General features: G+C 64.7%; 24 protein-coding genes and 1 other RNA gene. 5 read left to right on the top strand and 20 right to left on the bottom strand.

Translation table 11 applies throughout. From position 1 onward, the window contains the following. The first annotated feature begins 22 nt into the window (after positions 1-22). Positions 23-490, top strand: a complete 468-nt coding sequence (locus IB275_RS05855) for a DUF721 domain-containing protein (RefSeq protein ID WP_192289951.1) — start codon at positions 23-25, stop codon at positions 488-490. 69 nt (positions 491-559) lie between these two features. Here IB275_RS05855 and lpxC read toward each other — a convergent pair whose 3' ends face one another. The 18 genes from lpxC to rsmI form a co-directional block, all read right to left on the bottom strand. Next, positions 560-1,471: a UDP-3-O-acyl-N-acetylglucosamine deacetylase gene (gene lpxC, locus IB275_RS05850; RefSeq protein ID WP_045209632.1), complete on the bottom strand. Its 912-nt coding sequence runs from the start codon at positions 1,469-1,471 to the stop codon at positions 560-562. A 112-nt stretch (positions 1,472-1,583) separates the two neighbouring features. Beyond that, positions 1,584-2,768: a cell division protein FtsZ gene (gene ftsZ, locus IB275_RS05845; RefSeq protein ID WP_017518095.1), complete on the bottom strand. Its 1,185-nt coding sequence runs from the start codon at positions 2,766-2,768 to the stop codon at positions 1,584-1,586. A 53-nt stretch (positions 2,769-2,821) separates the two neighbouring features. Then, positions 2,822-4,069: a cell division protein FtsA gene (gene ftsA / locus IB275_RS05840; RefSeq protein WP_045209630.1), complete on the bottom strand. Its 1,248-nt coding sequence runs from the start codon at positions 4,067-4,069 to the stop codon at positions 2,822-2,824. Positions 4,070-4,090: 21 nt separating this feature from the next. Further along, positions 4,091-4,954, bottom strand: coding sequence for a cell division protein FtsQ/DivIB (locus IB275_RS05835; protein ID WP_192289953.1), 864 nt, complete (start codon positions 4,952-4,954; stop codon positions 4,091-4,093). Positions 4,955-4,957: 3 nt separating this feature from the next. Further along, on the bottom strand, positions 4,958-5,905 hold the full coding sequence (locus tag IB275_RS05830) for a D-alanine--D-alanine ligase (protein WP_192289955.1): 948 nt from the start codon (positions 5,903-5,905) through the stop codon (positions 4,958-4,960). After that, complete coding sequence (murC, locus tag IB275_RS05825; protein ID WP_192289957.1) at positions 5,902-7,356, bottom strand: UDP-N-acetylmuramate--L-alanine ligase; 1,455 nt, start codon at positions 7,354-7,356, stop codon at positions 5,902-5,904. The genes IB275_RS05830 and murC overlap by 4 nt, the downstream gene beginning before the upstream one ends. Continuing rightward, the gene (gene murG, locus IB275_RS05820; protein WP_192289959.1) at positions 7,349-8,422 is read right to left on the bottom strand and encodes an undecaprenyldiphospho-muramoylpentapeptide beta-N-acetylglucosaminyltransferase; all 1,074 of its coding nucleotides are present in this window, start codon (positions 8,420-8,422) and stop codon (positions 7,349-7,351) included. The genes murC and murG overlap by 8 nt, the downstream gene beginning before the upstream one ends. Next, on the bottom strand, positions 8,412-9,611 hold the full coding sequence (gene ftsW, locus IB275_RS05815) for a putative lipid II flippase FtsW (protein ID WP_045209625.1): 1,200 nt from the start codon (positions 9,609-9,611) through the stop codon (positions 8,412-8,414). Before ftsW ends, murG begins: the two co-directional genes overlap by 11 nt. After that, positions 9,611-10,957, bottom strand: coding sequence for a UDP-N-acetylmuramoyl-L-alanine--D-glutamate ligase (gene murD / locus IB275_RS05810; RefSeq protein WP_192289961.1), 1,347 nt, complete (start codon positions 10,955-10,957; stop codon positions 9,611-9,613). The genes ftsW and murD overlap by 1 nt, the downstream gene beginning before the upstream one ends. 13 nt (positions 10,958-10,970) lie before the next feature. Beyond that, the gene (mraY, locus tag IB275_RS05805; RefSeq protein WP_081517491.1) at positions 10,971-12,053 is read right to left on the bottom strand and encodes a phospho-N-acetylmuramoyl-pentapeptide-transferase; all 1,083 of its coding nucleotides are present in this window, start codon (positions 12,051-12,053) and stop codon (positions 10,971-10,973) included. After that, the gene (locus IB275_RS05800) at positions 12,054-13,418 is read right to left on the bottom strand and encodes a UDP-N-acetylmuramoyl-tripeptide--D-alanyl-D-alanine ligase (protein ID WP_192289963.1); all 1,365 of its coding nucleotides are present in this window, start codon (positions 13,416-13,418) and stop codon (positions 12,054-12,056) included. Continuing rightward, positions 13,411-14,874 carry a UDP-N-acetylmuramoyl-L-alanyl-D-glutamate--2,6-diaminopimelate ligase gene (locus tag IB275_RS05795; RefSeq protein WP_192224732.1) on the bottom strand — a complete coding sequence of 488 codons (1,464 nt, stop codon included), beginning with the start codon at positions 14,872-14,874 and terminating at the stop codon, positions 13,411-13,413. The genes IB275_RS05800 and IB275_RS05795 overlap by 8 nt, the downstream gene beginning before the upstream one ends. After that, positions 14,874-16,622, bottom strand: a complete 1,749-nt coding sequence (locus tag IB275_RS05790; protein ID WP_192289965.1) for a peptidoglycan D,D-transpeptidase FtsI family protein — start codon at positions 16,620-16,622, stop codon at positions 14,874-14,876. Before IB275_RS05790 ends, IB275_RS05795 begins: the two co-directional genes overlap by 1 nt. Continuing rightward, on the bottom strand, positions 16,619-16,912 hold the full coding sequence (gene ftsL / locus IB275_RS05785) for a cell division protein FtsL (RefSeq protein WP_192289967.1): 294 nt from the start codon (positions 16,910-16,912) through the stop codon (positions 16,619-16,621). The genes IB275_RS05790 and ftsL overlap by 4 nt, the downstream gene beginning before the upstream one ends. After that, entirely contained in the window at positions 16,909-17,850 is a 942-nt protein-coding gene (rsmH, locus tag IB275_RS05780) for a 16S rRNA (cytosine(1402)-N(4))-methyltransferase RsmH (protein ID WP_192289969.1), read from the bottom strand. The genes ftsL and rsmH overlap by 4 nt, the downstream gene beginning before the upstream one ends. Positions 17,851-17,858: 8 nt before the next feature. Next, positions 17,859-18,314, bottom strand: coding sequence for a division/cell wall cluster transcriptional repressor MraZ (gene mraZ, locus IB275_RS05775; protein ID WP_192289971.1), 456 nt, complete (start codon positions 18,312-18,314; stop codon positions 17,859-17,861). A 307-nt stretch (positions 18,315-18,621) separates the two neighbouring features. Continuing rightward, positions 18,622-18,978: RNase P RNA component class A (gene rnpB / locus IB275_RS05770), an RNA gene on the bottom strand. Positions 18,979-19,018: 40 nt separating this feature from the next. Then, positions 19,019-19,867, bottom strand: coding sequence for a 16S rRNA (cytidine(1402)-2'-O)-methyltransferase (gene rsmI, locus IB275_RS05765; protein ID WP_192289973.1), 849 nt, complete (start codon positions 19,865-19,867; stop codon positions 19,019-19,021). A 126-nt stretch (positions 19,868-19,993) separates the two neighbouring features. On the opposite strand from rsmI, the gene IB275_RS05760 reads away from it, so the two are divergent. Genes IB275_RS05760 through IB275_RS05745 form a run of 4 tightly spaced genes read left to right on the top strand, consistent with a single transcriptional unit; the run spans position 19,994 to position 23,379 of the window. Further along, positions 19,994-21,808 (top strand): penicillin-binding protein activator, encoded by a 1,815-nt coding sequence (locus tag IB275_RS05760; RefSeq protein WP_192289975.1) that lies wholly within the window; start codon positions 19,994-19,996, stop codon positions 21,806-21,808. Next, on the top strand, positions 21,805-22,182 hold the full coding sequence (locus tag IB275_RS05755; protein WP_192289976.1) for a YraN family protein: 378 nt from the start codon (positions 21,805-21,807) through the stop codon (positions 22,180-22,182). Before IB275_RS05760 ends, IB275_RS05755 begins: the two co-directional genes overlap by 4 nt. A gap of 28 nt (positions 22,183-22,210) precedes the next feature. Next, the gene (locus IB275_RS05750; RefSeq protein WP_017518113.1) at positions 22,211-22,804 is read left to right on the top strand and encodes a phosphoheptose isomerase; all 594 of its coding nucleotides are present in this window, start codon (positions 22,211-22,213) and stop codon (positions 22,802-22,804) included. Continuing rightward, complete coding sequence (locus tag IB275_RS05745; RefSeq protein ID WP_192289978.1) at positions 22,801-23,379, top strand: BON domain-containing protein; 579 nt, start codon at positions 22,801-22,803, stop codon at positions 23,377-23,379. The genes IB275_RS05750 and IB275_RS05745 overlap by 4 nt, the downstream gene beginning before the upstream one ends. A 49-nt stretch (positions 23,380-23,428) precedes the next feature. Here the strand turns inward: IB275_RS05745 and IB275_RS05740 are convergent, their stop codons facing one another. Further along, positions 23,429-23,833: a ClpXP protease specificity-enhancing factor gene (locus IB275_RS05740; RefSeq protein ID WP_081517483.1), complete on the bottom strand. Its 405-nt coding sequence runs from the start codon at positions 23,831-23,833 to the stop codon at positions 23,429-23,431. Positions 23,834-23,844: 11 nt separating this feature from the next. Further along, positions 23,845-24,462 carry a glutathione S-transferase N-terminal domain-containing protein gene (locus IB275_RS05735; RefSeq protein WP_081517482.1) on the bottom strand — a complete coding sequence of 206 codons (618 nt, stop codon included), beginning with the start codon at positions 24,460-24,462 and terminating at the stop codon, positions 23,845-23,847. Positions 24,463-24,468 lie beyond the last annotated feature (6 nt).

Here is a 24,468-nt window from a genome sequence, read left to right as displayed (position 1 = left end):
CATTCACTCCCGGTTGCTTTCGATGGCCTTCCGTCCCCTGCCCGCCAAGGCGATGACCAAGCTGCTGCGCGAAGCCAAGCCGCTGCAGTCGCTGTTCGCCCAGGCGCAGCGCCTCTCGCGCCTGCAGGAACTGCTCGACTCGCAGTTGCAGCCCGCCGCGCGCCCCTACTGCCGCGTCGCCTCCTGGCGTGAGGGCAGCCTGCTGCTGGTCGTCACCGACGGTCACTGGGCCACGCGCCTGCGCTACCAGCAGAACCGCCTGCTGCGGCAGCTGGCCGCATTTGAGGAGTTCAGGGGCCTGGCGCGCATTCTGTTCAAGGTGCAGCCGGTGATCCAGGCGCCCACCCGAGTGAATACCAACCGCATCACCGAGTCCGCCTCCGCCACCCTGCACGAAGCAGCCGAGGGCATCAGCAATCCGCAGCTCAAGGCCGCCCTCGAGCGCCTCGCCAGCCGCAGTCGCAAGTCGCCGGAAGCGGACCAGGAATAAAAACGCTGGAATAAAAAAAGGCCACCCGAGGGTGGCCTTTGAAGTTGTAGCTGAAAGGAGGAGGTTTCCTTATACGGCCGCAGCGGGTCGCATATAGGAGATCGGCGCAGTCTTGGCGTCCTCGAAGGTCACCACTTCCCAAGCGTCCTTGTCTGCGATGAGGGTACGCAGGAGACGGTTGTTCAGGGCGTGACCGGACTTGTAACCGATGAACTCGCCGATGAGGCTGTTACCCAGCAGGTACAGGTCACCAATGGCGTCCAGAATCTTGTGCTTGACGAACTCGTCCTCGTAACGAAGACCGTCTTCGTTGAGCACTCGATACTCGTCGACCACGATGGCGTTCTCCACACTGCCACCCAGAGCCAGGTTCTGGGAACGCAGCATCTCGATGTCACGCATGAACCCGAAGGTACGGGCGCGGCTGACTTCCTTCACGAAGGAAGTGCTGGAGAAATCCACCACGGCTTTCTGGGTGCGACCACGGAAGACCGGGTGATCGAAATCGATCTCGAAGCTCACCTTGAAGCCGTCGAACGGAACGAAGGTGGCGCGCTTGTCGCCCTCTTCCACCGTAATTTCGCGCTTGATACGGATGAACTTCTTGGCCGCTTCCTGCTCTTGCAGGCCAGCGGACTGGATCAGGAATACGAAAGGACCTGCGCTGCCGTCCATGATCGGAACTTCCGATGCGGACAGCTCGACATAGGCGTTGTCGATACCCAGGCCGGCCATGGCCGAGAGCAGGTGCTCCACGGTATCCACCTTGATGTCACCCTTGATCAGGGTGGTCGACATGGTGGTTTCGCCGACGTTCGAGGCCCGGGCGGGAATTTCCACCACAGGGTCGAGATCGGTCCGGCAGAACACGATGCCAGTATCGACGGGAGCCGGCTTCAGGGTCAGGTAAACCTTTTCCCCGGAGTGCAGGCCGACACCGGTCGCCCGGATGATGTTCTTCAAGGTGCGTTGTCTGATCATGGCTTTGGCCGCTTTCGCGCAAGTTGCGAACTGTTGTCAACAATGGGCGGCGATGATAGCAGAACCGCCCTTTGCTGAACACCAATCACATTGATACTCCTGATAAATCGACTCAATCGGCCTGACGACGCAGGAAGGCCGGGATGTCCAGATAGTCGAGATCGTCCTGCGGGTTCAGCTTGGCCGCGGTGGCTGCGCCGCCGTGGTTCTGGTTGCGCATGACGGTCGGACGGTCCAGGTCACGGTAGTTCACCGACTGCTGCTCGCGCTGAACCGGAGCCTGGGTGCTGACGGCCTGGGTCTGAACGGTGTTATCGACGACCTTGACCGGTTTCTCCAGTCGAGCGCCCAGGCCGGTGGCGACCACGGTGACGTGCAACTCGTCGCGCATGTCCGGATCGATCACGGTACCCACTTTCACGGTGGCGTGCTCGGAAGCGAATTGCTCGATGATGTTACCCACGTCGGAGTACTCGCCCAGGGACAGGTCGGGGCCGGCGGTGATGTTCACCAGAATGCCGCGGGCGCCCTGCAGGTTAACGTCTTCCAGCAGCGGGTTGCGGATCGCGGCCTCGGTAGCCTCGCGAGCGCGGTTCGGGCCGCTGGCGCAGCCGGTACCCATCATGGCCATGCCCATTTCGCTCATGACGGTTTTCACGTCGGCGAAGTCGACGTTGATCATGCCCGGGCGCTTGATGATGTCGGAGATACCGCGAACGGCACCGGCCAGTACATCGTCAGCCTTGGCGAAGGCGGCCAGCAGGCTCGCGTCCTTGCCCAGGATGGTCAGCAGTTTTTCGTTCGGGATGGTGATCAGCGAGTCGACGCTTTCAGCCAACGAGCGGATGCCCTCGTCGGCGATCTGCATGCGCTTGCGACCTTCGAACGGGAACGGACGGGTGACCACGGCCACGGTGAGGATGCCCATTTCCTTGGCAACCTCGGCAATGATCGGCGCAGCACCGGTACCGGTACCGCCACCCATGCCGGTGGTGATGAAGACCATGTCGGCGCCTTCCAGGACTTCGGCGATGCGCTCACGGTCCTCGATGGCGGCCTGACGGCCTACTTCAGGGTTGGCGCCAGCGCCCAGGCCCTTGGTCACACCCGGGCCGAGCTGCAGCACGGTACGCGCGGCGATGTTCTTCAGCGCCTGCGCATCGGTGTTGGCGCAAATGAATTCGACGCCATCAACGTTGTTCTTGGCCATGTGGTTCACGGCGTTGCCGCCGCCACCACCTACGCCGATCACTTTGATGACTGCTGTTTGCGGGACGTTATCTACCAGTTCAAACATTTCCCCTCTCCTTCCTTTCTAGTTGTGTTGCCTACGTTTACCGCGGTGGTAAATCAGAAATTGCCCTGGACCCAGCGTTTAAGCTTTTCCAGTACCGGTGTCTTGGGTTCGTCGCTGCTGAAGCTGCTGCCGGACATGGAGATGCCGTCGGATTGCTTTTGCAGTCCGTACAGCAGCAGCCCCACGCCGGTGGAATAGATCGGATTGCGCACGACGTCAGCCAGTCCCTTGACGCTGTGTGGTACGCCCAGGCGCACCGGCATATGAAAGATCTCTTCGGCCAGTTCGACGGCACCTTCCATCTTGGAGGTGCCACCGGTCAGAACGATCCCGGCCGGAATCAGGTCCTCGTAGCCACTGCGACGCAGCTCAGCCTGAACCAGGGTGAAGAGCTCGTCGTAACGAGGCTCGACCACTTCGGCAAGCGCTTGGCGCGACAGTTCCCGCGGCGGCCGATCCCCTACGCTGGGCACCTTGATGGTTTCGCCCGGACCGGCCAGTTTGGCCAAGGCACAAGCATATCGAATCTTGATTTCTTCGGCGTACTGGGTCGGGGTACGCAGCGCCATGGCGATGTCGTTGGTGACCTGATCGCCGGCGATCGGGATCACCGCCGTATGGCGGATGGCACCTTCGGTGAAAATGGCAATGTCGGTAGTGCCGCCGCCGATGTCCACCAGGCACACGCCCAGTTCCTTTTCATCCTCGGTGAGCACGGAGTAGGCCGAGGCCAGCTGCTCGAGAATGATGTCATCCACTTCCAGGCCGCAGCGGCGCACGCATTTCTCGATGTTCTGCGCGGCATTCACCGCGCAGGTCACCACGTGCACCTTGGCTTCCAGACGTACGCCGGACATGCCCAGCGGCTCGCGCACGCCCTCCTGGTTATCGATCACGTAGTCCTGTGCCAGGGTGTGCAGCACACGCTGGTCGGCCGGGATGGCCACGGCCTGGGCAGCATCCAGTACGCGCTCGATGTCCGCCCCGCTCACTTCGCGGTCGCGGATCGCCACGATGCCGTGGGAATTCAGGCTGCGGATATGGTTGCCGGCGATGCCGACGAAGGCCGAGTGGATACGGCAGCCAGCCATCTGCTGGGCTTCATCGATGGCGCGCTGGATCGATTGCACGGTGGATTCGATGTTCACCACCACGCCCTTCTTCAGGCCGCGCGACGGATGCGTCCCGATGCCGACGATTTCCAGCTTGCCATCGGCCGCTACCTCACCCACCAGCGCCACCACCTTGGAGGTGCCGATGTCCAGGCCGACGACCATTTTGCCGCTCTGCACGCTTGCCATGTTTATCGAAGTCTCCTCAACTCACTGCGCGGCGGTGGTCTGAGCCACCGTCGCTTCCGGCATCGGATCGCGCCAGCCTACGGCAAGGCCGTTGGGGTAGCGCATGTCGATGCGGGCAATTTTCGTAATCTGGTCTTTCAGCGCCTTGTCGTAGATGGTCACGAACCGGCGAATCTGTTCTACCGCGTGATCGCGGCCCAGCATGATCTCAACGCCCTGCGCGGTGCCCAGGGTCCAGGCGCCGCGCGAACTCATGTCCAGGCTGGCGATGGTGAAGCCCAGCGGGCGGAGCATCTGGCTGAGAATCTGGTACTGCTGCATCACTTGCTGCTGCGCACGCTGCGGGCCGGACAGGCGCGGCAGGTGCTCGTAGTTGGCCACTTCACGCGGGGCGAAAGCCTGACCCTGATTATTCAGCAGGGCTTCGTCACCCCAACGGGCGATGGGCAATTGCTCGTCCAGGCGGACAACCACCTGGTCGGGCCATACGCGACGCACTTCGGCGTGGGCGATCCAGGGCATCTGCTCCAGTTCCTGGCGCATGCCGGCCAGGTCGATGGTGAAGAAACTGGCCGACACATAGGGGCTGATCCGCTGCTGCACCGCCGCCTGGCTGATGTAGCTGAGGTCGCCTTCCACACTGACCTTGGCGATCGGCCGGTCCGCGTAAGGCAGCACGTATTGCGCACCGTAGTAAGCACCGCCGCCGAGCACACCCAGCACCAGAGGCCACAGCAGCACCTTCAGGAAGCCGAGGCTGGGCTTGGGCATGCGGGCGCTGAGCGGCTCCTTGGCCACCAGACGGCTGGCGCCGCGCGGCACCGGCTTGCGTGCCGGAGCACGGCCGATCCCGGGATTCTGGTGACGAAGCTGCGCGCCGTTCATGACTTACCCCCTTGCCTCGACGCTGTCGGCGAGGATCGCCAGCACCAGTTGCTGGAAATCCAGGCCGGCCGCGCGCGCGGCCATGGGCACCAGGCTGTGGTCGGTCATGCCCGGTGCGGTGTTCACTTCCAACAGCCAGAAGCGCCCTTGGGCGTCCTGCATCACATCGGTCCGGCCCCAGCCCTGGATGCCAAGGGCATCGCAGGCGCGCGCGGTCAGGTCCTTGAGCTCCTGTTCCTTCTCGGCATCGAGGCCGCAGGGAATCTGGTACTGGGTATCGTTGGCCAGGTACTTCGCGTCGTAGTCGTAGAAGGTGTGCGGGGTGCCCAGGCGAATGGGCGGCAGCACCTGGCCACGGAGGATCGCGACGGTGTATTCGGGGCCGCTGATCCACTGCTCGACGAGCACCTGTGGATCGAATTTCGCGGCAGCAGCCCAGGCGGCGATCAGCTCTTCCACGCTGTTCACCTTGGCCATGCCGATGCTTGAACCTTCGCTGGCCGGCTTGACGATCAGCGGGAAGCCGAGCTTCGCGGAAGCGGTGCGGCAATCGTCCTCGCTGGCAAGCACGGCGTGGTCGGGCGTCGGCAGGCCGAGGCTCAGCCACACACGCTTGGTGCGCAGCTTGTCCATGGCCAGCGCCGAAGCCAGCACGCCGCTGCCGGTGTAGGGAATGCCGGCGATTTCCAGCAGACCCTGCATGGTGCCGTCTTCACCGCCACGACCGTGGAGGATGATGAAGGCGCGGTCGATCTTCTCGCGGGTCAGACGCTCCAGCAGATCATCGCCCACGTCGATACCGAAGGCGTCCACGCCAGCGCCCTGCAGAGCCTGCAGAACCATGGCGCCGGACTTCAGCGACACCTCGCGTTCGGCGCTCTTGCCGCCGTACAGCACGGCGACGCGACCGAAGGCGCGAGGCTCGAGGGCGGATTTGAGGACGTCACTCATTGCTTCTTCCCCTCGGCGCCCGCAGCAGCGACGCCGAACATCGGATTCTTGATCAGTGCCGGAGCCAGCCCGCCGATATCGCCGGCGCCCTGGCAGAGCAGGATGTCGCCCGGACGCAGCAGCGGCTTGAGCAGCGAAGCGAGATCACCGCCGCGCTCCAGGTAGATCGGGTCGAGCTGGCCGCGCTGGCGGATGCTGTGGCACAGGTGACGGCTGTCGGCGCCGGGGATCGGCTCTTCGCCGGCCGGGTAGACCTCCATCAGCATCAGCACGTTGGCTTCGCCCAGCACCTGCACGAAGTCGTCGTACAGGTCACGGGTACGGCTGAAGCGGTGCGGCTGGTAGACCATCACCAGACGGCGCTCCGGCCAGCCACCGCGAACGGCCTTGATCACCGCTGCGACTTCGCGCGGGTGGTGGCCGTAATCGTCGACCAGCATCACGCTGCCGCCTTCCACCTGCAGGTCGCCATAGACCTGGAAGCGTCGACCGACGCCCTGGAAACCGGACAGCCCCTGGACGATGGCCTCGTCGGAAATACCTTCATCGGTGGCGATGACGATGGTCGCCAGGGAGTTCAGTACGTTGTGCAGGCCGGGCATGTTCACCGAGACGTCCAGCGGCTCGCGCTCGGGGCGCAACACGGTGAAGTAGGTGCGCATGCCTTCCTGGCGGATGTTGATAGCGCGGACGTCGGCGTCCTCGCTCAGGCCGTAGGTCACGGTCGGACGGGCAACCTGCGGCAGAATCTCGCGCACCACCGGGTCGTCCACGCAGACCACGGCCAGGCCGTAGAACGGTAGATTGTGCAGGAAGTCGACGAAGGTGCGCTTGAGCTTGTTGAAGTCGCCGCCATAGGTACTCATGTGGTCGGCGTCGATGTTGGTGACCACCGAGACCATCGGCTGCAGGTGCAGGAAGCTGGCGTCGCTCTCGTCGGCCTCGGCCACCAGGTAGCGGCTGGTGCCCAGTTGCGCGTTGGTGCCGGCGGCGTTCAGGCGGCCGCCGATGACGAAGGTCGGGTCCAGGCCGCCGGCGGCGAATACCGAGGCGATCAGGCTGGTGGTGGTGGTCTTGCCGTGGGTACCGGCGACGGCGATGCCGTGGCGATAGCGCATCAGCTCGGCGAGCATCTCGGCGCGCGGCACGACCGGCACACGGCGATCCAGCGCTGCAGCGACTTCCGGGTTCGACTTGTTCACCGCGCTGGAAACCACCAGCACGTCAGCACCGTCGGAGTTCTCCGCGCGGTGGCCGATGAAGATTTCCGCACCGAACTTTTCCAGGCGCTCGGTGACCGGCGAAGCCTTGAGGTCGGAGCCGGAGACTTCGTAACCCAGGTTGAGCAGCACTTCCGCGATACCGCACATGCCCACGCCACCGATGCCGACGAAGTGGATGCGGCGGATGCGCCGCATGGTGCGGGTGACGCCGGTGGGTTCTTTAACCACGGGCCACCTCCAGGCAGGCATCGACTACCGTGCGGGTAGCCTCGGGCTTGGCCAGGCTGCGTGCGCGAGCGGCCATGCGGGTCAGGGAATCGGGATGCATCAATACCTCGGACAACTGCGCGGCCAGTTCAGCGGCGCTGGTAGATTTCTGTGGCAGCAGGTGGGCCGCGCCCTCCCGCACCAGGAATTCGGCATTCTTGGTCTGGTGGTCATCGATCGCGTGGGGCAGCGGCACCAGGAAGGACGGCAGGCCGGCGGCGGTCAGCTCGCTCACGGTCAGCGCTCCGGCGCGGCAGATCACCAGATCGGCCCAGGCGTAGGCGGCGGCCATGTCGGCGATGAACGGAGCTACGTCCGCTTCGACACCCGCAGCGCGATAACGCTCCGCAGTAATTTCGTCATGCTGACGACCGGCCTGATGGCGAATGGCCGGGCGAATCTCGGCCCCGATTTGCGCGAGCGCTTCGGGCAGCAGCTTGTTCAACGGCTCGGCGCCCAGGCTGCCGCCCAGAACCAGCAGGTTGACGCGGCGGCCGGCCAGCGGCGCGCGGGCGCCCTCTTCCAGGAACAGCTCGACGCGCACAGGGTTGCCGGTGGTCAGGCGCTTGGCGCTGCTGTCGAAGGTGTCCGGGAAGGCTTCGCAGACACGCTTGGCCAGCGGCGCAAGGCTGCGGTTGGCGGTGCCGGCAACGGCGTTCTGTTCATGGATCACCAGTGGCACGCCGGACAGCTTGGCGGCCAGCCCGCCCGGACCGGTGACGTAGCCGCCCAGGCCGAGCACACAGACCGGCTTGAGCTGGCGAACCACGCCCAGGGCCTGGAACAGCGACTTGAGCAGATCGAACGGCGCGCGCAACAGGGACTTGAGGCCCTTACCGCGCAGGCCGCTGACGTCGATCAGGTGCAGCGGCAGACCGGCCTTGGGTACCAGGTCGTTCTCGATGCCGCGCGGAGTGCCCAGCCAGTGCACGCTGTAGCCGCGTGCCTGGAATTCACGGGCGCAGGCCAGGGCCGGGAACACGTGTCCGCCGGTGCCGCCCGCCATGATCAGGACGTTACCTTTCATCGGCAAAGTCCTCTTCGCTGAATTCATATTCCTCGCTGCCCATCACGGTGCGGCGTTCCCATTCGATGCGCAGCAGCATTCCCAGCTGGGCACAGCAGATCACCAGGGAGCTGCCGCCGTAGCTGAGGAATGGCAGGGTCAGGCCCTTGGTCGGTAGCAGGCCGACGTTCACGCCCACGTTGATCAGGAACTGACCGATCCACAGGAAGGCCAGCCCGTAGGCGACGTAGGCGGAGAAGTACTGTTTCGACTGCTCAGCCCAGATGCCGATGTACAGCGCACGCAGGCTGACGAAGACGAACAGGGCCACGGTGGCCATGGCGCCGACGATGCCCAGCTCTTCAGCGAGGACCGCGAACACGAAGTCGGTGTGCGCCTCGGGCAGGTAGAACTGCTTCTGGATGCTGTTGCCCAGGCCCATGCCGGTCCAGCCACCACGACCAAAGGCGATCAGCGCCTGGCTAAGCTGGTAGCCCGCGCCGAACTGGTCGGCCCAGGGGTCGGTGAAGTTGGTCAGGCGCGCCATCCGGTAGGGCTGGGTCTGGATCAGCAGGACTACGGCGCCCACTGCCAGCGCCACCATCAGGCCGAAGCGGAACAGGCCCACGCCGCCGAGGAACAACATCGCAGCGGCCGCGCCCATCATCACCACGGTGGCGCCGAAGTCGGGCTCGCGCAGCAGCAGGCCGGCCATCGGCAGCAGCACCACGAAAGGCTTGAAGAAGCCCAGCCAGCTCTCGCGCACTTCTTCCTGTCGGCGGACGAGGTAGCCGGCCATGAAGATCACCACGAAGACCTTGGCGATCTCCGAGGGCTGGATGTTGAACAGGCCGAAGCCGATCCAGCGCATGGAGCCGTTCACCTCGCGGCCGATGCCGGGGGTGATCACCATCACCAGCAGCAGGAAGGCCACGGCGAGCAGCTTCCAGCCCCAGCGCTGCCAGGTTTCCATCGGCACCATCATGGTCACGCCGCAGGCGACGAAGCCGATGGCGAGGTAGATCAGGTGGCGGACCGAGAAGTACAGCGGGTTGCCGGACTGCGCCGCGGCGACTTCGGAGGATGCCGAAGTGACCATCACCAGACCGAGGCCGAGCAGCGCCAGACAACCCGCGAGCAGCGGGAAGTCGATGTCGATGCCATTGCGGCTGATCAGCGGGGACGGATAAGGGCGCAGGAAGGAGAACATCAGGCGAGCTCCTCCACGGCCTTGGCGAACAGACGTCCGCGTTCTTCGTAGTTCTTGAACATGTCCAGGCTCGCGCAGGCCGGCGACAGCAGCACGGCGTCACCCGGCAGAGCCAGGTCGGCAGCGTGCTCGACGGCTTCTTCCAGGGTATTCACGCGGACCTTCGGTACGGCGTTGCCAATGGCGGCACTCACCAGCTCGGCGTCACGCCCCAGCAGCACCACGGCGCGGCAATGCTGCGCAACCGGGTCACGCAGGTCATGGAAGTCGGCGCCCTTGCCGTCGCCACCGGCGATCAGCACCAGCTTGCCGTCGATGTCGGCGCCCAGGCCTTCGATGGCCGCCAGGGCGGCGCCAACGTTGGTGGCCTTGGAGTCGTCGTAGTAGCTCACGCTGTTTCGCTCACGCACCCACTGGCAGCGGTGAGCGAGGCCGGCGAACTCACGCAGGGTCTGCAGCATCGGCTCGAACGGCAGGCCGACAGCGTGCCCCAAGGCCAGTGCGGCCAGGGCATTGGACTGGTTGTGCGCGCCACGGATCTTCAGCTCACGGGCCGGCATCAGTTTGTCGAACTGGAATGCCAGCCACTTCTCCCCGTCTTCTTCGATCAGGCCGAAGCTCTTGAAGTCCGGCTTGTTGGTGCCGAAGGTCCAGCACGGCACGTTGTCGGCGATCAGTGGGCGACTCAGCGCGTCGGCACGGTTCACCACGACCTGCTTGGCGCCGCGGAAGATACGGTGCTTGGCCAGGTGGTAGTCGGCCATGCCGTCGTAGCGGTCCATGTGGTCTTCGCTGACATTGAGGCAGGTAGCGACCTCGGCGTTCAGCCGCTCGCAGGTTTCCAGCTGGAAGCTGGACAGTTCGACCACGTACAGCTCGACGTCATCGGCCAGCAGGTCCAGCGCCGGAGTGCCCAGGTTGCCACCGACGGCGACACGCTTGCCGGCAGCCTTGGCCATGTCGCCCACCAGGGTGGTGACGGTGCTCTTGGCGTTGGAACCGGTGATGGCGACGATGGGCGCCTTCGCGTGACGCGCGAACAGGTCGACGTCGCCGGACATGCGCACGCCACGGGCGGCAGCTTCGATCAGCGCCGGCACGCGCAGCGACAGGCCTGGGCTCACGTAGAGCTCCTGGGCGCGGCAGAGGAAATCGGCGTCAAGGTCGCCGCAGCGCACCTCGACCTGCGGATACTGCTCGCGCAGGGTCGCCAGCTCCGGCGGATTCGCGCGCGTATCGGCCACGGCAAACGGCACGCCCTGGCGCGCCAGGTAGCGCACCAGGGACATGCCGCTCTTGCCGAGGCCGACAACGATGCGGAATTGGTCGGAAGCGATCAGGCTCATGCTCGATCAGTCCTCAACGCAGTTTCAACGTGGCCAGGCCGATCAGCACGAGAATCACCGTGATGATCCAGAAGCGCACGATCACGCGCGGTTCAGGCCAGCCTTTGAGTTCGAAGTGGTGGTGGATCGGCGCCATGCGGAACACCCGCTTGCCGGTCAACTTGAAGGAGGCGACCTGGATCACCACCGACAGGGTTTCCATGACGAACACGCCACCCATGATGAACAGCACGATTTCCTGGCGGACGATCACGGCGATGGTGCCCAGCGCGGCGCCCAGCGCCAGCGCGCCGACGTCACCCATGAACACCTGGGCCGGGTAGGTGTTGAACCAGAGGAAGCCCAACCCTGCGCCGACGATGGCGCCGCAGAAGATGATCAGCTCGCCCGCGCCCGGCACACTCGGGATGAACAGGTATTCGGCGAATTTGATGTTGCCCGACAGGTAGCAGAAGATCCCCAGCGCGCCGCCGACCATCACGGTGGGCATGATCGCCAGGCCGTCGAGGCCGTCGGTCAGGTTCACCGCGTTGCTGGAGCCGACGATCACGAAGTAGGTCAGCACCACGAAGAAGATGCCCAGCGGGATCTCGACGTTCTTCAGCATCGGCACGATGAGGGTAGTCTCGACCGGCGTCTCGGCAGTCATATAGAGGAAGATCGCCGCGCCCAGGCCGAATACCGACTGCCAGAAATACTTCCAGCGGCTCGGCAGGCCGCGGGAGTTCTTCTCGATTACCTTGCGGTAGTCATCCACCCAGCCGATGGCGCCGAACAGCAGGGTCACGGCCAGCACGACCCAGACGTAACGGTTCGACCAGTCGGACCACAGCAGCGTGCTGATGGCGATGGCGGTGAGGATCAGCGCGCCACCCATCGTCGGCGTGCCCTTCTTGGACAGGTGCGATTGCGGGCCGTCGTTGCGCACGGACTGGCCGATCTGGCGGATCTGCAGGGTGCGGATCATCCACGGGCCCAGCCAGAGCGACAGGGCGAGCGCGGTCAGCACACTCAGGATGCCGCGCAGGGTCAGGTACTGGAAGACGCCGAAGCCCTTGTAGAACTGTTGCAGGTACTCGGCGAGCAGCAGCAGCATTTAGTGAATCTCCTCGGAGGAACCACACAGCGCCGCGACGACCTTGTCCATCGCCGCGCTGCGGGAACCCTTGATCAGAATGGTGGTGGTCGATGCTTCGTCGGCCAGGGCGCTGATCAGGCTGGCCTGATCGGCGAAGTGCCGGCCCGCGGAACCGAACGCCTGCACGGCGTGGCTCATCAACGGTCCGACGGCATAGAGCGCGGTGACTTTGCCAATGGCGTAGGTTCCCACTTCGCGGTGGGAAGATTCCGCCCACGCGCCCAGCTCGCCCATGTCCCCGAGGACCAGGACGGTCCGGCCGGAAAAGCCGGCGAGTATATCAATCGCCGCGCAGATTGAAGCCGGGTTGGCGTTGTAGCTGTCGTCGATCACACGCATGCCATTCGTCGCCAGCTGGGCTACGGCGCGACCCTTGACCGGCTGCAGGTTCTGCAGGCCGGAAACGATCCCGACCAGCGGCACGCCAAGGGCATGAGCGGCTGCGGCAGCGGCCAGCGCATTCGTGACGTTGTGCTCACCCAGCAGATTCAGCTGGACGGCAGCCTCGCCGGCCGGGCCCTGCAGGGTGAAACCCGGGCAACCACGAGCATCACGCTTTACATCGCTGGCGCTGAAATCGGCGCGCGCATCGTGCAGGCCGAAACTGGAGATACGGCGACCGGCAGCACGGGTCTGCCAGGTATCAAAGGCCTTGTCGTCGCGATTGAGGATGGCCACGCCGTCGGCAGCCAGCCCCTCGAGAATCTCTCCCTTGGCCAGGACGATCTTGTCCTGGCCGCCGAACTCACCCACGTGGGCGGTGCCGGCGTTGGTGATGATGGCGACCTGCGGGCGGGTCAACGCAACGGTGTAGGCGATCTCGCCGACACGGTTGGCGCCCAGTTCGATGACTGCGCTCTTGTGCTCAGGCGCCAGCTGCAACAGGGTCAGCGGTGCGCCGAGGTCGTTGTTCAGGTTGCCGCGGGTCGCCAGGACTTCGCCCTGGGTCCGCAGGATGCTGGCAAGCATCTCCTTCACGGTGGTCTTGCCGCTGGAGCCCGTCACAGCCGCGACGCGACCGGTAAAGGCAGCACGGTTCAGCGCGCCAAGCTGGCCCAGCGCGATACGGGTATCTGCCACGATCAGTTGCGGCAGCGGCGCACCGGCGACTTCGCGCTCGACCAGGGCAGCAACCGCGCCCTTGGCGGCGACGTCAGCCAGGTAGTCGTGGCCGTCGAAACGCGGACCGGTCAGGGCAATGAACAGCTGGCCGGGCACGATGGCGCGGCTGTCGGTGCTCACGGCGTCGAAGCTGGTGTCGGCGCCGACCACACGGCCTTGCAGCGCACCAGCGACCTCGTTGAGCGAAAGGGGTTTAAGCACGCTTCACCTCCCAGGCAGCCAGCGCCTTGGCGGCTTGTTCCAGATCGGAGAACGGGTGGCGAACACCGTCGATCTCCTGGTAATCCTCATGCCCCTTGCCGGCCAGCAGCACGACGTCATCGACGCCGGCAGCGGCGATCAGGCGAGCGATGGCTTCGCCGCGGCCGGGCACGAACTCGACCGCTTCGGGCTTGGCGAAACCGGTACGGATGTCGGCGATGATCGCCTCGCTCTTCTCGGTGCGCGGGTTGTCATCGGTAACCAGCACGCGGTCGGCATGCTGTTCGGCGATCTGCGCCATGATCGGGCGCTTGCCGCTGTCACGGTCGCCGCCGCAGCCGAACAGGCAAAGCAGCTGGCCATGTACGTGCGGACGCAGGGCCAGCAGGACTTTCTCCAGCGCGTCCGGAGTGTGGGCGTAGTCCACAACGACCAGCGGTTTTTCACCGCCGCCCAGGCGCTGCATGCGGCCGATCGGCCCTTCCAGCTGCGGCAGCACCTTGAGCACGTCGCCCAGCGGGTAGTCCAGCCCCAGCAGAGCGCCGACCACGGCCAGCAGGTTGCTCAGGTTGAACTTGCCCAGCAGCGAGCTGCGCAGGAGGCCTTCGCCCTGCGGGGTGACGATCTGCGCTTGCACGCCGGCATCGCTGAAGGTGGCTTCGCGGCAATAGATGTAGGCCGACGGGTCGCTCAGGCTGTAACCCATCAGTCGGGATTCTTGGGACTCGGCAGCCAGCTGGCGGCCGAAGTCGTCGTCCAGGTTGATCACCCGGCAACGCAGGCCTTGCCAGGCGAACAGCTTGGCCTTGGCGGCGCCGTAGGCTTCCATCGAGCCGTGGTAGTCCAGATGGTCGCGGGACAGGTTGGTGAACACCGCCACATCGAAGCCCAGCGCCGCAACGCGGCCCTGTTCCAGGCCGTGGGAGGACACTTCCATGGCAACGGCCTTGGCGCCAGCCTGTTTCAGGCGTGCCAGGGTCGCCTGCACGGCAAGCGGGTCAGGCGTGGTGTGGCGACCGCTTTCCAGCGCGCCATAGAAACCGGTGCCGAGGGTGCCGACGATGCCACAGCGTTCGCCGAGCAGGTCCAGCGCCTGGGCCACCAGCTGGCTGACGCTGGTCTTGCCGTTGGTGCCGGTCACGCCGACCAGTTCGACGCCACGGCTGGGTTCGCCGTAGAAGCGCCCGGCGATAGCGGACAGCTGCTTGGCGAGGCCCTTGATGGCAATCATCGGCACATCGCTGGGTGGCAGGTCTACAGCCCCCTCTGCTTCATAGGCGACAGCGGCTGCACCCTGGGTGAGCGCGGCGGCAATGTGCCCGCGGCCGTCCTGACGGCCACCCGGCACAGCCAGGAACAGGTCGCCCGGCTTGACGGTGCGGCTGTCCAGGGTCAGCTCACGGATCAGTTCGCCACTTTCGGCTTGCGGCAGCAGTTGATTCAGGCTCATCGGCATCAGCCACGCCCTCCTTTGGCAGCGGGCGCAGCATCAGCTTGTTGCTGCGGGGTCGCCGGCAGGTTGTCCGGCGGCACGTTCATCAGGCGCAGCGTGCCGGACATCACCTTGCTGAACACCGGCGCGGAGACCAGACCACCGAAGTAGCCGGCCTTGCTGGGTTCATCGATGACCACCACGGCGACGTAGCGCGGGTTGTTCATTGGCGCGAAGCCGGCGAACAGGGAGCGGTAGGAGTTTTCGGCATAGCCCTTGGCGCCGGTCGCGGTCTTGCGCGCGGTACCGGACTTGCCGGCAACGTGGTAACCCGGCACCTGGGCGCGGTACACGCCGTTCGGCGCTTCGATCACTTGTTGCAGCATGCCCTGCATGGTCTTGGCGACCGGCTCGGGGATGACCTGGGTGGCTTCGGCCGGACGATCGGCACGGACCATGGTCAGCGGAACGCTGCGGCCATTGTTGGCCAGCGCCGCATAGGCATGGGCGAGCTGGATAGCGGTGACGGACAGGCCGTAGCCGTAGGAAAGGGTCGCAGTTTCTGCCTTGCGCCATTCCCGGTAGTTCGGCAGGTTGCCGACACGCTCGCCGGGGAAGCCCAGGCCGGTGTCCTGGCCGAGGCCGACCTTCTGCATCAGGCTGTAGATGGCCTCACCACCGATATCGAAGGCGACCTTGCTCATCCCCACGTTACTGGAGCGGATCAGGATGCCGGTCAGGTCCAGCACCGGCCCCTCGGTACGGGACACGTCACGAATGGTGTAGCGGCCGATCTGCAGGGTGCCGGGGTAGACCTCGACCTTGTCGGTGGGTTTCCAGCGGCCGGTTTCCAGCGCCGCACTCATGGAGAACGGCTTCATGGTCGAACCCGGCTCGAACACGTCGATCATGGCGCGGTTGCGCATCATCGCCGGCTGCAGGTTGCGACGGTTGTTCGGGTTGTAGGTCGGCTGGTTGGCCATGGCCAGCACTTCGCCGGACTTCACGTCGAGGATCACCAGGCTGCCGGCCTTGGCGCCGTTCTCCACCAGCGCATTGCGCAGCTCGCGGTTGGCGAGGTACTGCAGGCGCAGGTCGATGGACAGGGCCAGGGTCTTGCCGGCCTTGGCGTTGCGGGTGACCTGCACATCGCGAATCAGATGACCACGGCGGTCCTTGAGCACCTGGCGCTTGCCCGGCACGCCGGCCAGCCAGCTGTCGAAGGCCAGTTCCACACCTTCACGGCCGCGGTCGTCGACGTCGGTGAAGCCCACCACCTGCGCGGCGACTTCGCCGGACGGGTAGAAGCGGCGGAATTCTTCAACCGAATAGACGCCAGGGATGCGATGGGCCTTCACCTGGGCCATCACGGCCTCGCCCTGCTCCGGAGTCAGGCCACGGACCAGATAGATGAACTCCTTGTCGGCGTTCGCGTCCAGGCGCTCGGACAGCGCCGCCTTGGGCTGGCCAAGGGCGTCAGCGAGGAAGCCCCACTTTTCACGCTCGAGCACCAGCTCCTTGGGGTTGGCCCAGAGCGTGGCAACCGGGGTACTCACGGCCAGCGGTTCGCCATTACGGTCGGTAATCAGGCCACGGTGCGCGGGAATGGTGATGTGCCGCACGCTGCGCGCATCACCCTGGCCCTTGAGGAAATCATGGTCGATGACGTGCAGGTCGACGATCCGCCAGGCGATCGCCGCCACCATCGCCAGCAGCAGGGCGATGACGACGCGGAAGCGCCAGGGATAGCGAGCGCCGGCCAGGTCTCTCATGGCGCCACCATGATGATTTCGGTCGGATCGGGCACGCGCATCTTCAGTTGGTCAGTCGCCAGGCCCTCGATGCGGCTGTGGGCCGTCCAGGTGCTCTGTTCGAGGATCAGGCGGCCGTACTCGGCCTGCGCCTTGTCGCGAATGTTGAGCTCGGCGTACAGCGAGTTGAGCAACTGGCGGTTCCAGTACGCGCTATAGGAAACGGAGATGGCCGACAGCAGCACACCGATGAACAGCAGCAACATGAAGAAGCTGCCGGTCGGCAGGCGCTTGGAGAAGAGCCGGCTCATCTGAGCTTCTCCGCGATGCGCATGACTGCGCTGCGCGAGCGCGGGTTGGCCTTGAGTTCAGCCTCGGAGGCGTAGACCGGCTTGCCGATCAGCTTCATGCGCGGGTCAAAAGGCTTGACCTGAATCGGCAGGTTGCGCGGCAGGTTGTCCGCCTCGCCCTTCACCTGCTTGCGCATGAACTGTTTGACGATGCGGTCCTCCAGCGAATGGAAACTGATCACCACCAGGCGCCCGCCCACGGCCAGGCCTTCCAGCGCGGCTTCGAGACCCCGCTCCAGATCGCCCAGCTCGTTATTGATGAAGATCCGCAGCCCCTGGAAGGCTCGGGTAGCCGGGTTCTTACCCTTCTCCCAGGCCGGATTGGCCTCGGTGATCACGGCCGCCAGATCGGCGGTGCGCTCGAACGGCGCTTCCGCACGGCGCTGCACGATGGCGCGAGCCATGCGCTTGGCGAAACGCTCCTCGCCGTAGTCCTTGAACACGCGGGCGATCTCGTCTTCCGCCGCAGTGGCGATCCACTGCGCCGCGCTGACGCCCTGGTCCGGGTTCATGCGCATGTCCAGCGGGCCGTCATTGAGGAAGCTGAAGCCGCGCTCGGGGTCATCCAGCTGCGGCGAGGACACGCCAAGGTCCAGCAGAACCCCATTCACGCTGCCCTGCAGGCCACGCGCGGTGAACTCTTCCGCCATCTCGGCGAAGGACCTTTGCACAATGACGAAGCGGCCGTCTTCGGCCGCCAGTGTTTTTCCCGTCGCGATGGCTTGGGGATCCTTGTCGAACCCGAGCAGTTGACCGCCCGGCCCGAGCTTGCCGAGCAAGGCCCGGCTGTGCCCTCCCCTTCCGAAGGTTCCGTCCACATAGCGGCCGCCCTCCAGGGGGGCCAGCGCTTCGACGGCCTCCTCGAGCAGAACGGTGATGTGTTGGAAGGTACTGGTCACAGGCAGGCTCACAGAATAAGGTCGCGCAATTCATCCGGCAGGCCGCCGGGCTCTTTGATGGCTGCGAGATCGGCCTCGGCAACCGCATTCCATTTGTCTTCGTCCCACAACTGGAACTTGTTCAGCTGGCCGACCAGCATCGCCCTCTTGTCCAGGCCGGCGTACTCGCGCAGGCGCGGCGGAATGAGAAAACGCCCGGCGCCATCCAGCTCCAGGTCAACGGCATTACCAATCAGCAAACGCTGCAGGCGCCGCGTTTCTTCACGCAGCGAGGGCAGTTCGCGCAGCTTGGCTTCGATGAGTTCCCATTCAGGGAGGGGGTATACGGTGAGGCAGGTGTCGACGGCATCGATGGTGACGATGAGCTGGCCATTGCAACGCGAAACGAGCTCGTCACGATACCGACTCGGCATCGCGAGGCGCCCTTTGGCGTCGAGACTGATGGCGTTAGCTCCGCGAAACACGTCAGCGCTTCCCCTGTGGTTGGCTATCCATGCCTGTTGATCCCACTTTTACCCACTTCGTACCACTTCCGCACACTATAGAAATCCGCGCTCCCCACCGTCAAGGCGAGCCAGAGGGGAAAAATCCTTACAGGACCGAGATTTAGCGTGCTTTTGCGAGGTTCGAGGAGGGAATTTGACGCGCCAGGAAAGAGAAAAGCCCAGTGTTTTCAAAACACTGGGCTTTCACACTTAAAGTGATTTCTTAAGTTCGTAGCTTCTTCCGGTCAGCGACAAATGGTCATGTGGGAAGAAGTGGAGAGAAAGTGGTGAGAGTCGATCTGTAAGCCGGGTTCTGTCGAGGACAGCCATTCCTCTGGGACATACATCACTGCATGCCTCAAGCGATCTACCCGAACCCAACGCGGGCCGCGCCAATGGGTTCCTATTTGATCTTGCTCCGAGTGGGGTTTACCTAGCCACGAACTGTTGCCAGCCGTGCGGTGCGCTCTTACCGCACCTTTTCACCCTTACCGGCGCTTGCGCGCTTAGGCGGTTATTTTCTGTGGCACTTTCCGTAGGCTCGCGCCTCCCAGGCGTTACCTGGCACTCTGCCCTATGGAGCCCGGACTTTCCTCCACCCCGTGGTGGAACACCACGGAACAGCGACTGTCCAATCGACTCTCAGTCCGCAAGATTAGCGGCTGACGACGTTCAGGACAAGCTCAAGCCTTGCCCTGGCGCTCCAGTGCGAGCTGGTAAAGCTGGTTCTTGCGTGCCCCGGTGATCTCCGCGGCAAGCGCTGCAGCGCGCTTGACCGGCAGCTCCGCCAGCAGCAGATCGAGTACCCGCAAAGTCTGCGCGTCCACCGCCTCATCGCCTTCCGGCGCGGGTTTTCCAGCCACCAGCAGCACGCATTCGCCCCGCTGCTGGTTACTGTCGGACGCCACGAATTCGCGCAACTCGCCCAGCGGCAGCCCCTTCAGGGTCTCGAAAGTCTTGGTCAGTTCACGGGCCAGCAGCGCCGGCCGTTCGTCGCCAAAGATTGTCGCCATGTCCTCGATGCATTCCAGCACACGGTGCGGCGCCTCGTAGAAGATCAGGGTGCGCGGCTCATCCACCAGCGCCTCCAGGCGCCCACGACGACCGGCGACCTTGGCGGGCAGGAATCCTTCGAAGACGAAACGATCCGACGGCAGGCCGGCGGCAGAAAGCGCGGCGATCAGCGCGCAGGCCCCCGGCACCGGCACCACGGCAATGCCTGCCGCACGCGCCTGGCGCACCAGGTGGTAGCCCGGATCGGAAATCAGCGGCGTGCCCGCATCGGAGATCAGCGCGACATCCTCGCCCGCCTGCAGCTTGGTGAGGAAGCGCCCACCCTGCTCCCGCTCGTTATGCTCGTGGCAGGCAGCCAGCGGCGTCTGGATGCCGAAGTGCTGCAGCAGGCGCACGGAATGACGGGTGTCTTCGGCCGCGATCAGGGCCACGTCGGCCAGCACCTTCAGCGCCCGGGCGCTGATGTCGTCCAGGTTGCCAATGGGAGTGGCCACCACATAGAGAGTGCCAAGGGTCACGCGCTAACCTCGCCGGAAGTATCTGAAAAAGCCGCATTGTATCCCGATTCCGGCAGCCGCCATCGCGCCACCCTCGCCGCTTGGGTACAATCGGCAGCTCTTTGAATGCGTCACGAGAAGCCCGACATGATCGCTCGCCTGCGTCCGCTATCCGCTCTGTTCCTGGCCGGCATGCTCGCCGCCTGTGCATCCTCCCCGTCGTCCAACCTCGGCGAACTGCCGCGCACCCCGGACGCCAGCATCGAACAGCTGCTGCAGCAGGCCTCCACCGCCAAGCCGGACGAAGCCGCCGTCCTGCGCTTGTCCGCTGCCGATCTGGCCTACAAGCAGAAGGATCTCGGCCGCTCCACGCAGATCCTCGATCAGATCCCGATGGACAGCTTGAAGCCCGCCCAGCAGGTCTTCGCCAGCACCCTGCGTGCCCAGCTCGAACTCGCCCGCAACAAGACCAAGGCCGCCCTGAAAGCCTTCGACAACCCCAGCTTCCAGCGCCTGGGCGAAATGCCCGTGGACCTGCAGGCCCGTGCCGGCATGGTCAAATCCCTGGCCCTGGCCGCCGACGGCCAGACCCTGAGTGCCGCCCGCGAGCGCGTGTTCATCGATCCTCTGCTGAACGCCGAAGCCAGCAAGGCCAACCATGAAGAAATCTGGAAACTGGTGTCCAGCCTGCCCCTGGACCAGATGCAGGCCAGCAGCAACGAAGGCGACCTGAACGGCTGGCTGGAGCTGGCGCGCATCACCAAGTCTTCCTCGACCCTGAAGGAACAACAGTCGAACATCGACAACTGGGTCGCACAGAACCCGGATCACCCGGCTGCCAAGCAACTGCCGGACGCCCTGACCAAGCTGAAGTCCCTCGCCGCCCAGCCGCTGAACACCATCGGCCTGCTGCTGCCGCAACAGGGCCAGCTCGCCTCCGTCGCTCGCGCTCTGCAGGACGGCTTCCTCGCCGCCCACTACCAGGCCCAGCAGAGCGGCCAGGCGCAGCCGGCAATCAAGCTCTACGATAGCAGCCAGCTGCGCTCGCTAGACGAGTTCTACCGCCAGGCCCAGGCCGATGGCGTACAACTGGTCGTAGGCCCGCTGGAGAAGAATCTGGTCAAGCAGATGAGCAGCCAGCCGCAACTGCCGATCACCACCCTGGCGCTGAATTACGCCGACGGCAACCAGGAAGGTCCGGCCCAACTGTTCCAGTTCGGCCTGTCCGCCGAGGACGAGGCCCGCGAAGTCGCCAACCGCGCCTGGAACGACGGCATGCGCCGCGCCGTGGCCCTGGTGCCACGCGGTGAGTGGGGCGACCGCGTACTTGCCTCCTTCAGCCGCAACTGGCAGGCCGCTGGCGGCACCCTGATCGCCGCCGAGCACGTCGACCAGCCGGTGGAACTGGCCCGCCAGATCGCCGACCTGCTGCAACTGCGCCAGAGTGAAGGCCGCGCCAAGCGCCTACAGGGTGTGCTCGACAGCAGCGTCGACACCCAGCCGTCGCGCCGCCAGGACATCGACTTCATCTTCCTCGCCGCCACCCCGCAGCAGGCCCGCCAGATCAAGCCGACCCTGGCATTCCAGTACGCCGGTGACCTGCCCGTCTACGCCACCTCCAACCTGTACACCGGCGTAAACAACCCGGCGCAGGACCAGGATCTGAACGGCATCCGCTTCTGCGAGACCCCGTGGCTGCTGAACCCGAACAACGCCCTGCGCCAGCAGGTCGCCGCGCAGTGGCCAGCAGCCAACGGCAGCCTCGGCCGCCTTTACGCCATGGGTGCCGACGCCTACCAACTGGCCCCGCGCCTGCCGGAACTCAAGGCCGTGCCGAGCATGCAGGTGGACGGCCTGACCGGCACCCTGAGCGTCAGCGCCGGTCAGCGCGTTGAGCGCCGCCTGCCTTGGGCCGAGTTCAAGAATGGCCAGGTCCAGCCGCTGGAGAACAGCGGTATTTGATCGGCAACAGCCCTACCCAGAAAGCCGGGCGGCTGGCCGAAGCCGCCGCCCTGACCCACCTGGAACAGCATGGATTGCGCCTCCTGGCGCAGAACTGGACATGCCGCCGAGGCGAGCTTGATCTGGTCATGCTGGACGGCGATACAGTAGTATTCGTCGAAGTTCGCTCCCGCCGGCATTCGGCCTGGGGAGGAGCGCTGGAAAGCGTGGACTGGCGCAAGCGACAGCGCCTGGCCATCTCCGCCGAACTCTTCCTGCAACAGAACGCCCGCTGGAGCAGTCATCCCTGCCGGTTCGACATCGTCGCCATCGACGCGCGCGTCCCAGGCTCCGCAGGGCAATTGAACTGGATTCCCAACGCTTTTGACACCTGATCAGACGCCCGACGAAAGGTCACACCTGATGGACATGCAATCCCGTATCCGCCAGCTCTTCCATGCCAGCATCGAGACCAAGCAACAGGCTACCGAGGTGCTCATCCCGCATATCGAGCAGGCCAGCATGGTCATGGTCAATGCCCTGCTGAACGAGGGCAAGATTCTCTCCTGCGGCAACGGCGGCTCCGCCGGCGACGCCCAGCACTTCTCTTCCGAACTGCTGAACCGCTTCGAGCGCGAGCGCCCGAGCCTGCCGGCAGTCGCGCTGACCACCGACAGCTCCACCATCACCTCGATCGCCAACGACTACAGCTACAACGAAGTCTTTTCCAAGCAGATCCGCGCCCTGGGCCAACCCGGCGATGTACTGCTGGCGATTTCCACCAGCGGCAACTCGGCGAACGTCATTCAGGCGATTCAGGCCGCACATGATCGCGAAATGGTTGTCGTAGCTCTGACCGGCCGCGACGGCGGCAACATGGCATCGTTGCTGCTGCCCGAAGACGTGGAAATCCGCGTTCCGGCCAAGGTCACCGCACGCATCCAGGAAGTCCACCTGCTGGTCATCCACTGCCTGTGCGACCTAATCGACCGTCAACTGTTCGGGAGTGAAGAATGACCCGCACCCCTCTGATCGCAGCCGCACTGGCCGTGACCATGGCACTGGGTGGCTGCAGCAGCTTTGTCAGCGCCACCCGCGACAAGCCGATCGACGATGACAAGGGCACCCGCACCCTTGGCAGCAAGATCGACGACTCGCTGATCGAAACCAAGGTGGCGGTGAACGTCGCCAAGGCCGATGCAGACCTCGACCGCAACTCCCACGTCGTGGTGATCAGCTACAACGGCGTGGTACTGCTGGCCGGCCAGACACCCCGCGCCGACCTGAAGAACAAGGCCGAGCAGGCCGCCAAGGAAGTGCAGAAGGTCAAGACCGTGCACAACGAGCTGCAGATCCTGCAGCCCTCCTCCCTGGCCGCCCGCAGCAACGACACCTGGCTGACCACCAAGATCAAGAGCCAGATGCTCGCTGACGCGAACGTGCCCTCCACCCGCATCAAGGTCCTGACCGAGAACGGCATCGTCTACATGCTGGGCCTGGTGACCCGCAAGGAAGGCGACCTGGCCACCCAGGTGGTGCAGGGCGTGGACGGCGTACAGAAGATCGTCCGCCTGTTCGAGTACATCGACTGATCACTCGATTGCAGACATGAAAAAGGCGACCCTCGGGTCGCCTTTTTTATTACTTCACCACCTTGAGGCTCGGCCGGCCACTGGGGCGCGGCGGCTCGTCAGAGGGGCCGTCATCGGGAAGGTCCTCGTCATCGGTGGGTACCGGCGGCTCCAGATCGAAGACCATGCCCTGGCCGTTCTCCCGCGCGTAGATGGCCATCACCGCCTGTGACGGGACGTACAAGCTCTGCGCAACGCCACCGAAGCGACCTTCGAAGCTGACCGCCTCGTTGTCCATCTGCAGGTGGCGCACTGCGGTCGGCGAGACGTTGAGCACGATCTGGCCGTCGCTGGCATAACCCGGCGGAACCCGCACACCCGGGTACTCGGAATTAACCAGGATATGCGGCGTGCAGCCGTTGTCGACGATCCACTCATAGAGGGCTCGCACGAGGTAGGGACGACTGGAGTTCATCATCAGGCTCCTTAGCGCATATCACGTTCGATAGAGGACAGGCTCGCACGGAAAGTTTCCCGCGCAAACTGCCGCTCCATGTAATCCAGCAGAGGCTTCGCCGGCCGCGGAAGCTCAATGCCCAGGATCGGCAGGCGCCAGAGGATCGGCAGCAGGCAGCAATCCACCAGGCTCAGCTCGTCACTGAGGAAGAACGCCTTGTCGGCGAACAGCGGCGACACTCCAGTCAGGCTCTCACGCAACTCCTTGCGCGCCAAGGCTCGTTCGGCATCCTTGCGGCGGGTATCGAGGATACGATCCACCAGGCTGCACCAGTCGCGCTGGATGCGGTGCATCAGCAGGCGGCTGTTGGCGCGGGCTACCGGATAGACCGGAAGCAGCGGCGGGTGTGGATAACGTTCATCTAGGTACTCCATGACCACCGTCGACTCGTAGAGCGCGAGATCACGATCCACCAGGGTCGGCAGGCTGCCATAGGGATTCACTTCGGCGAGTTTGGCCGGGATGTTGCCGACAGGCACGTCAATGATGTCGGCGACGACGCTCTTCTCGGCCAGCACCAGGCGCACGCGATGGCTGTAATGGCAGGAAGGGTCGGAGAAACAGGTGAGCTTGTTGATTGCGGCCATGCCGCG

The organism is Pseudomonas sp. PDM21 (assembly GCF_014852505.2).
In the GTDB taxonomy this organism is placed as follows: Bacteria; Pseudomonadota; Gammaproteobacteria; order Pseudomonadales; family Pseudomonadaceae; genus Pseudomonas.
This window is presented reverse-complemented; position numbering and strand designations above follow the sequence as displayed.

Coding starts and splice junctions, on each gene's coding strand:
- IB275_RS05855 (WP_192289951.1), top strand. CDS start 23: ATGGCCTTCCGTCCCCTGCCCGCCAAGGCGATGACCAAGCTGCTGCGC.
- lpxC (WP_045209632.1), bottom strand. CDS start 1,471: ATGATCAGACAACGCACCTTGAAGAACATCATCCGGGCGACCGGTGTC.
- ftsZ (WP_017518095.1), bottom strand. CDS start 2,768: ATGTTTGAACTGGTAGATAACGTCCCGCAAACAGCAGTCATCAAAGTG.
- ftsA (WP_045209630.1), bottom strand. CDS start 4,069: ATGGCAAGCGTGCAGAGCGGCAAAATGGTCGTCGGCCTGGACATCGGC.
- IB275_RS05835 (WP_192289953.1), bottom strand. CDS start 4,954: ATGAACGGCGCGCAGCTTCGTCACCAGAATCCCGGGATCGGCCGTGCT.
- IB275_RS05830 (WP_192289955.1), bottom strand. CDS start 5,905: ATGAGTGACGTCCTCAAATCCGCCCTCGAGCCTCGCGCCTTCGGTCGC.
- murG (WP_192289959.1), bottom strand. CDS start 8,422: ATGAAAGGTAACGTCCTGATCATGGCGGGCGGCACCGGCGGACACGTG.
- ftsW (WP_045209625.1), bottom strand. CDS start 9,611: ATGTTCTCCTTCCTGCGCCCTTATCCGTCCCCGCTGATCAGCCGCAAT.
- murD (WP_192289961.1), bottom strand. CDS start 10,957: ATGAGCCTGATCGCTTCCGACCAATTCCGCATCGTTGTCGGCCTCGGC.
- mraY (WP_081517491.1), bottom strand. CDS start 12,053: ATGCTGCTGCTGCTCGCCGAGTACCTGCAACAGTTCTACAAGGGCTTC.
- IB275_RS05795 (WP_192224732.1), bottom strand. CDS start 14,874: ATGCCGATGAGCCTGAATCAACTGCTGCCGCAAGCCGAAAGTGGCGAA.
- IB275_RS05790 (WP_192289965.1), bottom strand. CDS start 16,622: ATGAGAGACCTGGCCGGCGCTCGCTATCCCTGGCGCTTCCGCGTCGTC.
- ftsL (WP_192289967.1), bottom strand. CDS start 16,912: ATGAGCCGGCTCTTCTCCAAGCGCCTGCCGACCGGCAGCTTCTTCATG.
- IB275_RS05760 (WP_192289975.1), top strand. CDS start 19,994: ATGATCGCTCGCCTGCGTCCGCTATCCGCTCTGTTCCTGGCCGGCATG.
- IB275_RS05750 (WP_017518113.1), top strand. CDS start 22,211: ATGGACATGCAATCCCGTATCCGCCAGCTCTTCCATGCCAGCATCGAG.
- IB275_RS05745 (WP_192289978.1), top strand. CDS start 22,801: ATGACCCGCACCCCTCTGATCGCAGCCGCACTGGCCGTGACCATGGCA.
- IB275_RS05740 (WP_081517483.1), bottom strand. CDS start 23,833: ATGAACTCCAGTCGTCCCTACCTCGTGCGAGCCCTCTATGAGTGGATC.
- IB275_RS05735 (WP_081517482.1), bottom strand. CDS start 24,462: ATGGCCGCAATCAACAAGCTCACCTGTTTCTCCGACCCTTCCTGCCAT.